The organism is Mesorhizobium sp. B2-3-4 (assembly GCF_006442315.1).
Classification (GTDB): Bacteria; Pseudomonadota; Alphaproteobacteria; order Rhizobiales; family Rhizobiaceae; genus Mesorhizobium.
The window spans coordinates 124,135-137,394 of the sequence record NZ_VFVY01000009.1; the positions used below are offsets into that span (position 1 = coordinate 124,135).

13 protein-coding genes are annotated in these 13,260 nt (G+C 64.5%); all 13 read left to right on the forward strand.

The window, feature by feature from the left end; genetic code table 11:
• Positions 1–16 precede the first annotated feature (16 nt).
• Positions 17–949, forward strand: coding sequence for a dimethylarginine dimethylaminohydrolase family protein (locus tag FJ967_RS15750; protein ID WP_140732739.1), 933 nt, complete (start codon positions 17–19; stop codon positions 947–949).
• 159 nt (positions 950–1,108) lie between these two features.
• Positions 1,109–1,726: a cupin domain-containing protein gene (locus FJ967_RS15755; protein WP_140732740.1), complete on the forward strand. Its 618-nt coding sequence runs from the start codon at positions 1,109–1,111 to the stop codon at positions 1,724–1,726.
• A gap of 131 nt (positions 1,727–1,857) precedes the next feature.
• Complete coding sequence (locus FJ967_RS15760) at positions 1,858–2,799, forward strand: substrate-binding domain-containing protein (RefSeq protein WP_140732741.1); 942 nt, start codon at positions 1,858–1,860, stop codon at positions 2,797–2,799.
• 95 nt (positions 2,800–2,894) lie between these two features.
• On the forward strand, positions 2,895–3,692 hold the full coding sequence (locus FJ967_RS15765) for an ATP-binding cassette domain-containing protein (protein ID WP_140732742.1): 798 nt from the start codon (positions 2,895–2,897) through the stop codon (positions 3,690–3,692).
• Positions 3,693–3,715: 23 nt separating this feature from the next.
• Positions 3,716–4,708 (forward strand): ABC transporter permease, encoded by a 993-nt coding sequence (locus FJ967_RS15770; protein WP_140732860.1) that lies wholly within the window; start codon positions 3,716–3,718, stop codon positions 4,706–4,708.
• Between the two features lies 1 nt (position 4,709).
• Positions 4,710–5,798 (forward strand): phosphotriesterase, encoded by a 1,089-nt coding sequence (locus FJ967_RS15775; protein WP_140732743.1) that lies wholly within the window; start codon positions 4,710–4,712, stop codon positions 5,796–5,798.
• A 29-nt stretch (positions 5,799–5,827) separates the two neighbouring features.
• Positions 5,828–6,598, forward strand: coding sequence for a glutamine amidotransferase (locus FJ967_RS15780; RefSeq protein WP_140732744.1), 771 nt, complete (start codon positions 5,828–5,830; stop codon positions 6,596–6,598).
• Between the two features lie 3 nt (positions 6,599–6,601).
• A complete protein-coding gene (locus FJ967_RS15785; RefSeq protein ID WP_140732745.1) occupies positions 6,602–7,513 on the forward strand; it encodes a ribokinase in 912 nt (303 codons plus the stop codon).
• Positions 7,510–8,358: a BtpA/SgcQ family protein gene (locus FJ967_RS15790; RefSeq protein WP_140732746.1), complete on the forward strand. Its 849-nt coding sequence runs from the start codon at positions 7,510–7,512 to the stop codon at positions 8,356–8,358. Before FJ967_RS15785 ends, FJ967_RS15790 begins: the two co-directional genes overlap by 4 nt.
• The gene (locus FJ967_RS15795; protein WP_140732747.1) at positions 8,355–9,608 is read left to right on the forward strand and encodes a Zn-dependent hydrolase; all 1,254 of its coding nucleotides are present in this window, start codon (positions 8,355–8,357) and stop codon (positions 9,606–9,608) included. Before FJ967_RS15790 ends, FJ967_RS15795 begins: the two co-directional genes overlap by 4 nt.
• Before the next feature lie 203 nt (positions 9,609–9,811).
• The gene (locus tag FJ967_RS15800; protein WP_140732748.1) at positions 9,812–11,965 is read left to right on the forward strand and encodes a penicillin-binding protein 1A; all 2,154 of its coding nucleotides are present in this window, start codon (positions 9,812–9,814) and stop codon (positions 11,963–11,965) included.
• Between the two features lie 110 nt (positions 11,966–12,075).
• The gene (locus FJ967_RS15805; RefSeq protein WP_140732749.1) at positions 12,076–12,660 is read left to right on the forward strand and encodes a DUF1214 domain-containing protein; all 585 of its coding nucleotides are present in this window, start codon (positions 12,076–12,078) and stop codon (positions 12,658–12,660) included.
• On the forward strand, positions 12,653–13,222 hold the full coding sequence (locus FJ967_RS15810; protein WP_140732750.1) for a DUF1254 domain-containing protein: 570 nt from the start codon (positions 12,653–12,655) through the stop codon (positions 13,220–13,222). Before FJ967_RS15805 ends, FJ967_RS15810 begins: the two co-directional genes overlap by 8 nt.
• Positions 13,223–13,260: the final 38 nt, after the last annotated feature.

Consider the following 13,260-nt stretch of genomic DNA (forward strand, 5'->3'; position numbering starts at 1 on the left):
CCACGAGGAGAACCGCATGACCGTTCATGACCGCATCGTCGCCGAGCCGTTTTCGCTGCAGCGCCGCAATCCCAACGGCGGCACCAAGCCGCTGACATCGTGGGGTTTCGCCAACGAGACCGATGTGCTGACCGACGTGCTGCTCGGCTCGCCCAATTTCCTGCGTCATCTGTCGACCAGTTCGCTGTCGCGCAAACACCTGCGTGAGGCACCCTGCAACGTCCAGATCGCGCAGGCACAGCACAAGGACCTGGTCGCCGCCTACGAGCATTTCGGCGTCAACATCCACTGGCATGAGCCGACGCCGGAACTGCCGATGCAGGTCTACTCCCGCGATTCCAGCGTGATGACGCCCTACGGCGCTTTCATCACCGCCATGGCCAACTGGTGGCGGCGCGGCGAGAACTATGCCGCCATCCGCACCTATGAAAAACTCGGCATCCCGATCTACGACATGGTGACGGCAGGCACGTTCGAGGGCGGCGACTTCAACGTCATCGAGGACGGCGTGGTGCTGATCGGCTGCGGCGGCGCCCGCACGCAGGAGGAAGGCGCACGCCAGGTGCAGTCCTGGTTCGAGAAGGAAGGCTGGGAAACCCGTATCGCCTTCATCGACGAATATTACGTCCATATCGACCTGATGGTGGTGCCGATCGCCGAGAAGCTGACCGCCGTCTGCCTCGCCTGCACCGAACCCGGTATCGTCGACTGGCTGAAAGGCAAGGGCCACGAGATCATCGACGTTCCCTTCCAGGACACGATGGCGCTCGGCTGCAACTTCATGTCGCTCGGCAAGGACCGGGTGATCGCGCCGACGTCCTCGAAGACGCTGATCGAAAAACTCAAGGCGCGCGGCTTCGAGGTCGCCGCCGTCGACATGAGCGAAATCTCCAAGACCGGCGGCGGCATTCACTGCATGGCGCAGGCGCTGAAGCGCGAACCGGCCTAAGCACCGCCGTTCTCGCGGTTTAAAGAAAGCGGGCGCGACGCCTGCTGGATGAATCCGTGATTCCGCTCCGACGCGTTGTCCGCTTTTCACAAGGATGGACAACGCCCGGGATCGGTTTTACGAGTCGGCCCAACCAGCGGAGATGTTCGCGTCCCCCCAATGAACAAGATCGATACTCACAACAGCAAGGGCAGCGACGAGCGCTCGAGCGCCACCAGCCTCCTGCGGCTCGGCACGCGGCTGAAACTCTCCCGGCAGACGCGCGGCCTGACCCTGAAGGCGCTGGCCGCCGCCGCCAACTGCTCCGAGAGCCTGCTTTCCAAGGTCGAGAACGGCAAGGTATCGCCCTCGCTGCCCATGCTCCACCGGCTGGTCGAGGTGCTCGGCACCAATATCGGCTGGATGTTCGAGGAGGCCGACGGCGAGGAAGGCATCGTCTTTCGGGCCGGCGCGCGGCCGCTGATCGCGCTTGATCCGCTGCGGCGCGGGGAAGGCATTTCGCTGGAGCGGGTCATTCCCTATTCGCCGGGCCATCTCCTTCAATGCAACATTCATCATATCGAGGCGGGCGGTGAAAGCGCCGGCCCGATCCAGCATGCCGGCGAGGAAGTCGGCTATCTCCTGGAAGGCGCCATCGAGCTGATGGTCGGCGACAAGACGTTTCGCCTGACGGCCGGCGATTCCTTCGTTTTCAACTCCGAACTGCCGCACTGGTACCGCAATGTCGGCGATCAACGCGCCAGCATTTTCTGGGTGAATACGCCGGCGACATTCTGATCCTGCTTTCCCTTCGCTGGCGCTAATTCAAGTGACTTGACAAGAAATCAAGTATCTTGAATTATGCCTGTGCGCTCAGCGCCATGTGAGCCCGATCAAGGGCCTTTTTCGCAAAACCAAGGGGAACCGGAATGCGTCTTACCAAGATCCTTTCAGGCTGCGCGGCAGCCATCGCCATGACCCTCGCCCTCGGCACTGCTTCCGCCATGGCAGAGACCTATGCGCTCGTCACCATCAACCAGCAGGCCCTGTTCTTCAACCAGATCAATGACGGCGCGACGGCCGCCGCGAAGGCCGCCGGCGTCGACCTCGTCATCTTCAACGCCAACAACGTGCCGAGCGCGCAGAACGACGCGATCGAGAACTACATCACCCAGAAGGTCGACGGCATCATTCTCGTCGCCATCGATGTCAACGGTGTGAAGCCTGCGGTCACGGCGGCGAAGGCCGCCGGCATTCCCGTCATCGCCATTGACGCGCAGATTCCAGACGGTGACAACGTCGCCTTCGTCGGCGTCGACAACACCAAGGCCGGCGAGGACATCGGCAAATTCTATGCCGACTACGTCAAGACCAAGCTCAACGGGACAGCCAAGATCGGCGTCGTCGGCGCGCTTAATTCGTTCATCCAGAACCAGCGCCTCGACGGCTTCAAGAAGGCCGTCACCGACAGCGGCCAGAAAGTCACCTTCCTCGACACGGTCGATGGCCAGAACGTGCAGGACGTGGCGCTCTCGGCCTCCGAGAACCTGATGACGGCCAATGCCGACATGACGACGCTCTATGCCACCGGCGAGCCCGCCCTGCTCGGCGCGGTTTCCGCAGTTACCAGCCAGGGCCGCACCGGCGACGTCAAGGTGTTCGGCTGGGACCTGACCAAGTCGGCGGTACAGGGCCTCGAAGAGGGCTGGGTCATCGCGGTCGTCCAGCAGGATCCGGCTGGTGAGGGCAAGGCCGCCATCGAAGCCTTCGGCAAGCTCAAGAAGGGCGAGAAGATCGATCCGATCATCAATGTTCCGGTCACCATCGTGACCAAGGAAAATGTCGGCCAGTTCAAGGACATGTTCAAGTAAGATCCTCTCCAGACCGCCGGGCCTCGCATCGACTGGAAGGTCGTTGCGCGGCTCGGCGACCAATTGAACATGCCGCGTTGAGAACTGGAACCATGATGAGCGATGGCGAGACCTACCGCGTCAGGATGACCGGTATTTCCAAACGATACGGCCCCATCCAGACCCTGGACGATGTTTCACTGCATCTAAAGCCCGGCGAGGTGCTCGGTCTGGTCGGCGACAACGGCGCCGGCAAATCGACCCTGAGCAAGGTCCTGTCCGGAGCGGTCATTCCGGATTCCGGTAGCATCGAGATCGACGGCAAGGCCGTCTCCTTCTCGTCGCCGGCCGATGCCCGCGCCGCGCGGGTGGAGATGGTCTACCAGGACCTTTCGCTCTGCGACACGGTGGATGTCGCGGGCAATCTCTTTCTCGGCCGTGAACCGCGACGGCGCGTTCTGGGCGTCCCCTTTCTCGACAACAGGCGTATGCATGACGAGACGCGCACCATGCTCGACAGGCTCGGCATCGTCATCGCCGACACCAGGCTCAAGGTCGAGAACCTCTCCGGCGGGCAGCGCCAGTCGATCGCCATTGGCCGCGCCGCCTCCTTCGATCCCTCGGTGCTGATCATGGACGAGCCGACGGCGGCGCTTGCCGTGGCGGAAGTCGAAGCGGTGCTTGAACTGATCCGCACGGTCAGCGCCCGTGGCGTCAGCGTCATCCTGATCACCCACCGGCTGCAGGATCTGTTCCTGGTCTGCGACCGCATCCAGGTCATGTATGAAGGCCGCAACGTCGCTGAACGCAAGATCGGCGAGACCAGCATCGAGGAGGTCGTCAACCTGATCGTCGGCCGGAAATTCAACGCGCGTTCGGCGCGCGCCAGCCGTGATGAGGCGGTCCAGCCATGAACGCCACCTCCCCGTCCGCAGATATGGCAACCTCGCCGTCCAGCCGCGTCCGCAAGAGCGGCTGGAAGGACGTGGCGCTCGCCAATGGCAGCGTCGTCTCCATCGCGCTGTTCTTCATCGCCGTCTGCGTGGTCTTCTCGCTGATCACCGGTTCCTTCCTGACGACACCCAACCTGCTCAACATCGTGCGCCAGTCGGCGCCGCTGCTGATCGTCGCGGCGGCCATGACCTTCGTCATCACCACCGGCGGCATCGATCTGTCGGTCGGCTCCGTGCTGGCGCTCGCGGCGACGCTGTCGGCCGTCCTGCTGCAGGCCGGCCTGCCATGGCCGCTGGTCGTGCTGGCCATGCTGGCTCTGGGTGCCGCGATCGGCGCGCTCCAGGGTTTCTTCATCGCCTATGAGCGTATCCCGGCCTTCATCGTCACTCTGGCCGGTCTTTCCGTCATCCGCGGCGTCGCGCTGCTGATCACCGGCGGCTATTCGATCCCGGTCGAGCCGACGAGCTTCTTCGTCAGCATCGGCCGGGCCTGGTTCCTCGGCGTGCCGGTGCCGGCGCTGTTGGCGCTTGCCGTGCTGATCGTCGCCTATCTCGCCTTCAACCAGACGCCGTTCGGCCGCTATGTCACCGGCATCGGCGCCAATACCGAGGCGGTTCGCCGCGCCGGTGTCGATACGCGTTTCATGACGCTGTTCGTCTACATCCTGTCTGGCATGGCGGCGGCCTCGGCCGGCATCATTCTGGCGGCGCGACTTGGGTCCGGTTCCTCGAACTCCGGCCAGGGCTTCGAGCTCGACGTCATCGCAGCCGTGGTGCTCGGCGGCACCAGCCTTTTCGGCGGGCGCGGCACGATCGTCGGCACCGTGCTTGGCGCCCTCACCGTCGCGGTCATCGGCAACGGCCTGATCCTGGCGCATATGTCGCCATTCCTCACCCCGATCGTCACCGGTACGATCATCCTCATTGCCATCTGGCTGAATTTCCGCCTGTTCAAGGGCGCGGTGCGGAGCCGCTGATATGGATCACCTGTTCGACGACAAGCCGAGGGAACGGGCGCCGATCGGTGTCCGTTCCGGCACGGTGATGACCGTTACCGGCCCGGTGGCGATCGCCGACATGGGCGTGACGCTGATGCACGAGCATATCCTGCTCGACGGTGCGACGTCCTGGAAATGCCCCTGCCATCCCGACGAGAAGAAGATCGCCGAGCAGCCGGTCAGCATGGAGATCATCGGCGAGCTGCGGATGAACCCCTATATGAACCGCGACAACGTCTCGCTCGACGACAGCGACCTGGCGCTTTCGGAACTGGCGAAATACCGTGCGCTTGGCGGCCACACCGTGGTCGACGCCACCAATATCGGCATCGGCCGTGACCCGGTGAAGCTGGCGCGTATCGGCCGCGCCTCCGGCCTGCGCATCGTCATGGGCACCGGTTTCTACCTGCAGCACACCCACCCCGACTGGCTGAAGGCGATGGATGTCGACGACGTCACCGAATTCCTCGTCAACGATGTCGGCGGCGGCGCGACGCAGCCCGAGATCATGGCCGGCATCATCGGCGAGGTCGGCGTCAGCAAGGATTTCACCGACGAGGAGCGCAAGTCGCTGCGGGCCTCGGCGCGCGCCGCCCGGATAACCGGCGTGCCGCTGACCATCCATCTGCCCGGCTGGGAGCGGCTGGCGCATGAGGTGCTCGATGTGGTCGAGGCCGAAGGCGCCGATCTCAGGCATACCGTGCTTTGCCACATGAACCCGAGCCACAATGATCTCGGCTACCAGAAAAGCCTGGCCGCGCGCGGCGCCTTCCTGGAATACGACATGATCGGCATGGATTTCTACTACGCCGACCAGGACGCGCAATCGCCGTCCGACGAGCAGAACGCGCAGGCGATCCGTTCGCTGATCGACATGGGGCTGGTCGATCGGATCCTGCTGTCGCAGGACGTCTTCCTGAAAATCATGCTGACCCGCTTCGGCGGCTTCGGCTACGGTTTCATCCTCAAGCATTTCGTGCCGAGGCTCAAACGCCATGGCGTCGAGCAAGCGGCGATCGACCGCATGCTCATCGACAACCCAAAGACCGTGTTCGCCGCGGGCCTCTGAGCCGCGGCCCCAAGCAGCAAGGAGCATACATGTCCAGGAAGAAGGTTCTTCTCGCAGGCGAGTCCTGGGTCTCGACCGCGACCCATATCAAGGGCTTTGACCAGTTCCCGACCGTGACCTATCACACCGGCGCCGATGAATTGCTCACCGCGCTGAAGGACGGTCCGTTCGAGGTTACCTTCATGCCGGCGCATGAGGCGCAGCGGAACTTTCCGCAGACCATGGAGGCGCTTTCTGCATATGACGCGGTCGTGCTCTCCGATATCGGCGCCAACACGCTGCTGCTGCACCCCGACACCTGGGTCCACTCCAAGCCAACGCCGAACCGGTTGCGCCTGTTGCGCGACTATGTCGGCAATGGCGGCGGCCTTTTGATGTTCGGTGGCTACTACAGTTTCCAGGGCATCAACGGCGGCGCGCGCTACCACAAGACGCCGGTCGAGGACGTCCTGCCGGTCGCCTGCCTGCCGGTGGACGACCGCGTCGAGGTTCCCGAAGCATTCACGCCTGTCGTTGTCGGCTCGCAGGACCATCCGATCCTCAAGGGCCTCGGCAAGGATTGGCCGATCCTGCTCGGCTTCAACGAGGTCACCGTCAAGGACGGCGCCGAGGTCCTGGCCACCGTTTCCTCCGACTATCGCTCGCTGCCGCTGCTGGTCACCGGCAAGTACGGCAAGGGCCGCACGCTGGCCTGGACTTCGGATGTCGGCCCGCACTGGCTGCCGCCAGGCTTCATCGCCTGGAACGGCTACAAGACGCTGTTCGAACAGATGCTGGGCTGGGCGACCTCCAGGGATTGAGCCATGCGCGTCCATGTCGTGGGCAATGTCTGCGTCGATACGACGTTTCGGCTGGACCGGTTCCCGCAGCCGGGCGAAACGTTGAACGCGTCGCACCATGCCGACGGCCTTGGCGGCAAGGGCGCGAACCAGGCGGTGGCCGCCGCCCGCACCGGCGCCGATGTTCGCTTCCATGCGGCGGTCGGCAGCGATGCCGCCGGAGCCTGGATAAAAGAACAACTCAGCCGGGAACTCGATATCGGCCATCTGACTGATCTGCCGCTGCCCAGCGACCGGTCGACGATCATGGTCGATGCGCGCGGTGAGAACCTCATCGTCACCGGCGCCAGTTGCGCCGAGGCCTTCGATCCGCTGGCGGATGGCGGTTTCGCGGCATCGATCGGACGCGGCGACATCGTGGTGTTGCAGGGCAATCTCGATCCGGATGTAACAGCGGCTTGCCTGCGGGCGGCACGTGGCGCCGGAGCGGTTGCCATCTTCAATCCCAGCCCGCTCGCGCCCGGCTCGGTGCCGGATTTGCGCGACGTCAGCCTGGTTGTCGCCAATGCCGGCGAATCGGAGCTTTTGACATCGGCGGCGGAGCCTTCCGAGGCGGCCCGCGCGTTGATCCGCCAAGGGGCCGCCGCCGCAATCGTGACGCTTGGTGCGCAGGGCTGCCTGGTGGCCGATGGCGAAGGACATGTCGAACGGATCGCCGCGCCCAAGGTGGCGGTGATCGACACCAGCGGCGCCGGCGATGTGTTTTGCGGCTGCCTCGCCGGATGTCTCGCTGCCGGCATCGAGCTCGCCAAAGCGGCGCGGATCGCGGTTCGCGCCGCGGCCATCTCGGTCGGACGCGCCGGCACTCTCCAATCCTGCCCCGACAGGCGGGAAATGAAAACACTCATGGAAACGACGGAAGCGGAAACGGCATGACAAAATCTCCCAAGGCCATCGGCTCCAAACAGGTGACGGACGACGCGCTGCGGTCGATCTTCGGCAGGAGCAAGGTGGCGATCGGCGTCGTTCACCTCGCCCCCCTGCCCGGCGCGCCGCGCTATGACGGCGAGGCGGTGGAGGCCATTTATCAGCGCGGCCTCGACGACGCGAAAGCCTATCTCGATGGCGGCTGCGATGGCGTGATCGTCGAAAATCACGGCGACGTGCCGTTTGCCAAGCCCGACGACATCGGGCCGGAAACCTCCGCCTACATGTCCGTCGTCTCCGATCGCATCCGTCGGGAATTGGGCCGGCCGGTCGGCATCAACGTGCTCGCCAATGCCTCCATCCCGGCTCTTTCGATCGCCAGCGCCTCCGGTTCATCCTTCGTGCGCGTCAATCAATGGGCCAACGCCTATGTCGCCAATGAGGGTTTCATCGAGGGCGAAGCGGCACGCGCCATGCGGTTCCGCGCCAGGCTTCGGGCCAACGGCATCCGCATCTTCGCCGACGCCCATGTCAAGCACGGCGCCCATGCCATCGTAGGCGACCGGCCGGTCGAGGAACAGGTCAAGGACCTGGTGTTCTTCGACGCCGACGCGGTGATCGCCACCGGCCAGCGCACCGGCCACGCCGCCGATCTCAGCTATATCAGGATGATCAAGGAAGCCGCCGGACTGCCGACGCTGGTCGGCAGCGGCGTGACGCCCGACAATGCCAACGACATCCTCGGCATCGTCGACGGCGTCATCGTCGCCAGTTCCCTGAAATATGACGGCGTCTGGTGGAACGACGTCGATCCGCAAAGGGTGAGAGCCTTCATAGGCGGCCTCAAGCGGTGACTTTGGTGCCCGAGATCAACGGCGAGCGGCTGCTTGGACGGCTCGACGCCTTTGCCCGGATCGGCGCGACACCGGCCGGCGGCGTCAACCGGCAGGCGTTCAGCAGCGAGGACCGCAGTGCCCGGCGCCTGCTTGCGGAACTGGCGCTGGCGCGCGGCTTCACTGTCTTTCAGGACGGCATCGCCAACCTCTTCATCCGCCGCGAAGGTTCGGATGCCGTGCTGCCGCCGCTGATGATCGGCAGCCATCTCGACAGCCAGCCGACCGGCGGGCGTTTCGACGGCGCGCTCGGCACGCTTTGCGCCTTCGAAGCGCTCGAAGCACTGGAGGACGCGAGCGTTGAAACCCGGAGGCCGATCGAGGTGGTTGCCTGGGCCAATGAAGAAGGCAGCCGTTTCGCGCCGGGCGTCATGGGCTCCATGGCGTTCACCGGTGCGGATACCGCCGCTTGGAAATCGATCATCGGCGCCGATGGCTCCTCCCTGGCAACGGAGCTCGCGGCAACGATCGCCGCCTTGCCGGAGGCGAAGCTTCGCCGGACCGGCATGCCGATATCAGGCTATATCGAACTGCATATCGAACAAGGACCGTCGCTCGAAAAGGAACTGACGCCGATCGGCGTCGTCACCGCCGTCCAGGGCACGCGTTGGCTGGAGGTCTGTATAGAGGGCAGTGCCGGCCATGCCGGTACGACCGGCCTTGCCTATCGCCGGGACCCGATGGTCGCCGCGATCGCCGCGATACACAGGCTGCAGACGACGATCATGCCGCTCGACGGCAGCGCCCGGCTGACGGTCGGGCGGATATCGGCTCAACCGGGATCGATCAACGCCATCCCGCAATCCGTGACTTTCACGGTGGATCTCAGGCACCCACGGCCGGAGCGGCTCGATGCCATCGAGGCAGAGGTGCGCGCGGTCTGCGCCGCGGAGGTGGAGAGCCAGCATTGCTCGGCCACAATCAGCCGGTCGTTCGACATGCCGGGGGCAGCGTTCTCCGCCGACATGATCAAGATCATCGAGGATGCCGCCAATTCCCTGCGGTTGCCCCACAAAGAGATGATATCAGGCGCGTTCCACGACGCGCTGTTCATCGCCCGTGTGGCGCCTTCGGCGATGATCTTCGTGCCGTGCCGTGACGGGTTGAGCCACAATGAGGCGGAATATGTGGAGCCCGCGGACGCGATCACCGGCGCGCGGGTCTTGTTGCGGGCTACGATCGCAGCCGCCTTACCAGCCCGGACAGGATGACCCCGCCGATCTGAACCCGGCCAGCCGGCTGTTCTGGAGGTGTCCGTGGCCTTGCCGGTCTAGTAACACCAACAATCACTGCTCCTGTGTCCCCGCCGCCCTTGTGGGTGTCGGCAAAATGGATGAATAGTCGGACAGGTGCCGCCCTGAAATTGCCCGCTTGCGGTTTTCAGGTCGCGCCAGAGCCGAGCCGGGTTTTTTGAATGGTCAGCCCTGAACCGCGCAAGAGAAGAGGTCCCATCGCGTCGCGCCTTCTGGCGTTGGACGCCTGGCTCGATTCCTCGCTCTACGAAATCGGTTTCAAGGCGCGCGAGTTCTGGGAAGCCGCGACGATCTTCTCGCGGCGTTTCCGCCTGAAAGGCTGGCGCCGGGGCCTCATCGAACTTTTGAGCGAAGGTTTCACGCTTGGCGCCGGCGGCATGGTGGTGATGCTGGCGCTGGCCATCCCGGCGTTCCAGGACACAGCCGGCGACTGGCGCGCCCAGGGCGATTTCGCCGTCACCTTCCTCGACCGTTACGGCAACGAAATCGGCCAGCGTGGCATCATCCAACGCGACTCGGTGCCGGTCGACGAGATGCCCGACCACGTCATCAAGGCGGTGCTGGCCACCGAGGACCGCCGCTTCTTCGATCACTACGGCATCGACGTGCTCGGCCTGTCGCGCGCGATCTTCGAGAATGTGCGGGCGAATTCGGTCGTCCAGGGCGGCTCCAGCATCACCCAGCAGTTGGCCAAGAACCTGTTCCTGACCAATGAGCGCACCTTCGAACGCAAGATCAAGGAAGCCTTCCTGTCACTATGGCTGGAAGCCAATCTGTCGAAGAAGGAAATCCTGCAGCTCTATCTCGACCGTGCCTATATGGGCGGCGGCACGTTCGGCATCGAGGCGGCGGCGGACTTCTATTTCGGCAAGAGCGTCAAGGATCTGAACCTCGCCGAGGCGGCGATGCTGGCGGGCCTGTTCAAGGCGCCCACCAAATATGCGCCGCACATCAACCTGCCGGCGGCGCGCGCCCGCGCCAATGTGGTGCTGTCCAATCTCGTCGATTCCGGCTTCATGACCGAAGGCCAGGTGCTGCAGGCCAGGCTGCATCCCGCCGACGTCGTCGACCGCGGCGAACAGAAGAGCCCCGACTATTTCCTCGACTGGGCCTTCGACGAGGTCAAGAAGATCGCCAAGCCAGGCCAGCATTCACTGGTTGCCCACACCACCTTCGACGCCAACATCCAGAAGGCGGCGGAAGAATCGGTCGAATTCCACCTGCGCCAGTTCGGCAAGGAATACAACGTCACCGAAGGCGCCGTGGTGGTCATCGAGACCAACGGCGCGGTGCGCGCCATCGTCGGCGGCCGCGACTACGGCGCCAGCCAGTTCAACCGCGCCACCAAGGCGTTGCGGCAGACCGGCTCGTCGTTCAAGCCCTATGTCTACGCGACCGCGATGGAACACGGCTTCACGCCGAATTCGATCATCTCGGGCGGGCCGATCAGCTGGGGCAACTGGTCGCCGCACAATTACGGCGGCGAGTCGGCGGGCAACATCACGCTGCTCATGGCCATGGCCAAATCGATCAACACGGTGCCGGTGCGGCTGGCCAAGGACCATCTCGGCATCGGCCCGATCAAGGCGATGGCGGAATCCTTCGGGGTGGAATCGCCGCTCGAGGCGCACAAGACGATGGTGCTCGGCACCTCGGGCATGACCGTGATGGACCAGGCGACCGGCTACAGCGTGTTTGCCCAGAACGGCTTCGTCGGTTCCAGGCACGGCATCACCCAGCTCGTCACCCGCACCGGCGACGTGGTGTATGACTGGACCAAGGACGCCCCCCCGCCGCACCGCGTGCTGTCCGAGCAGGCGCTGAAATCGATGAACACCATGCTGACGGCCGTGCCGGTGATGGGCACGGCGCGGCGGGCACAAATCCCCAACGTCGTCGTCGCCGGCAAGACCGGCACGACGCAATCCTACCGCGACGCCTGGTTCGTCGGCTTTACCGGCAACTACACGGCGGCCGTGTGGCTGGGCAATGATGATTTCACGCCGACCAAGAACATGACCGGCGGCTCGCTGCCGGCGATGGTATGGCAGCGCCTGATGGTCTACGCGCACCAGAACATCGACCTGAAGCCGATCCCCGGCATCGACAAGCCCTTCGTCGACGAGGAGATCGCGGCCAAGGCAGCCGAGGCGCAGAAGAAGAGCGAGGAGCAGGCAGCAGCCGACGCCGCCGCCGAACGGCCGCCGGTGTTGTCGAGCCGGACCACGCAGACGCTGCGCGACATGACCAAGCTGTTCCAGGCGGCACCCAAGCTCGATGCACCGGCCCCGCCCGAAACGCTTTCGGCGCTGTGATATCTATTCGGTAGGACAAGGCGGAACAGGCAAATCCATCACGCTGGCTTGCCACAAGGCCCCGCGCCGCGATATCCCCGAACGGCAATCCTGCGTGCACCCGGCCCTTCATGCTCAAGAACGCCTTCCTGATGCTGCTTTCGCTTGCCATAGCCGTCGGCGGAGGCGGCGCCAGCGTCTGGTATGCGCTGAAGATCCAGGACGGCGTCGGGGCGATCCGGATCGGCCAATGGACCGCCTTCCCCGACATCGGCACGCCGGCCGCGGACCCCTATTCCAAGGCGCGGGTGGCGCGCGAGGGCGTGCTGGCGCTCGGCCGCGCCGAAGGCCTGTCATTCGTCGCCGAAAATGACGCCGCCGGCGACCAGCTCAAGCGGGAATGCGTCTACAGGATCGAAGGCGGATTTCCGACGGCGCGTTTCTGGACGCTCTATGCCGCCGATCAATCGCTGGGCGTGGTCGAGACCGGCAAATCGCGGCTTGCGGCACTTCAATCCTACGAGGTGCTGCGCCAGGCCGACAATTCGGTGGTCATTTCCGTCGGCCATCACCCGATGCCGGGCAACTGGCTGCTGACGGACGGCTCCGGCCGGATGTATTTTGTCCTGACCTTCTACGACACGCCCATCGCCAGCAGCACCGGCCTGTCGGACGTCTCGCTGCCCAGGATCGTGAAGGCAGGCTGCGATGCGTAGTTTGCGGGCCGCGTTGCGCAGGCTTCTTCATGCCGTTCTGCTCGGCCTGGTCGGCGCCGGCATTGTCCACATCGTCGTCCTGCTTCTGGTGCCGGAATTCTCCGAACGTGACGCCTGGTCGCGTCTCTCGATGGCCTCGGACCTCTACAGGATGAACCGGCTCGATGCCGAAGCGGGCGGCGCGCCGGTGGTGAAATCGGTCGACCCGCTGTTTTACGCCACGGCCTGCCGCTTCGACCTCGAGGAAGGGATGGTCCGGATCAAGGCGCCGGGAAACGTGCCGTTCTGGTCGGTGTCGGTCTATGACCGCAGCGGCCACAATATCTATTCCTTCAACGATCATACGGCGACGGGCGGGAAGCTGGATGCCGTCGTGCTGACGCCGGCGCAGATGATCGACGTGCGCAAGGACCTGCCCGAGGATCTTCAGGGGGCAATCTTCGTCGAGGCGCCTATCGACGAAGGCATCTTCGTCATCCGCAGCTTCGTGCCGGACGAGAGCTGGAAGCCGGTCGTGTCGCGCTTTCTCGATCAAAGCTCCTGCGAACTGCAGGATTTCTAGGCGACCGCCAACGGAGGCCGGACGAACCGGCCGCGCGT

Bases quoted from the DNA above. Each gene is read 5' to 3' on its own strand.
- FJ967_RS15750 (WP_140732739.1), top strand. From the start codon at position 17: ATGACCGTTCATGACCGCATCGTCGCCGAGCCGTTTTCGCTGCAGCGC.
- FJ967_RS15755 (WP_140732740.1), top strand. From the start codon at position 1,109: ATGAACAAGATCGATACTCACAACAGCAAGGGCAGCGACGAGCGCTCG.
- FJ967_RS15760 (WP_140732741.1), top strand. From the start codon at position 1,858: ATGCGTCTTACCAAGATCCTTTCAGGCTGCGCGGCAGCCATCGCCATG.
- FJ967_RS15765 (WP_140732742.1), top strand. From the start codon at position 2,895: ATGAGCGATGGCGAGACCTACCGCGTCAGGATGACCGGTATTTCCAAA.
- FJ967_RS15770 (WP_140732860.1), top strand. From the start codon at position 3,716: ATGGCAACCTCGCCGTCCAGCCGCGTCCGCAAGAGCGGCTGGAAGGAC.
- FJ967_RS15775 (WP_140732743.1), top strand. From the start codon at position 4,710: ATGGATCACCTGTTCGACGACAAGCCGAGGGAACGGGCGCCGATCGGT.
- FJ967_RS15780 (WP_140732744.1), top strand. From the start codon at position 5,828: ATGTCCAGGAAGAAGGTTCTTCTCGCAGGCGAGTCCTGGGTCTCGACC.
- FJ967_RS15785 (WP_140732745.1), top strand. From the start codon at position 6,602: ATGCGCGTCCATGTCGTGGGCAATGTCTGCGTCGATACGACGTTTCGG.
- FJ967_RS15790 (WP_140732746.1), top strand. From the start codon at position 7,510: ATGACAAAATCTCCCAAGGCCATCGGCTCCAAACAGGTGACGGACGAC.
- FJ967_RS15800 (WP_140732748.1), top strand. From the start codon at position 9,812: ATGGTCAGCCCTGAACCGCGCAAGAGAAGAGGTCCCATCGCGTCGCGC.
- FJ967_RS15805 (WP_140732749.1), top strand. From the start codon at position 12,076: ATGCTCAAGAACGCCTTCCTGATGCTGCTTTCGCTTGCCATAGCCGTC.
- FJ967_RS15810 (WP_140732750.1), top strand. From the start codon at position 12,653: ATGCGTAGTTTGCGGGCCGCGTTGCGCAGGCTTCTTCATGCCGTTCTG.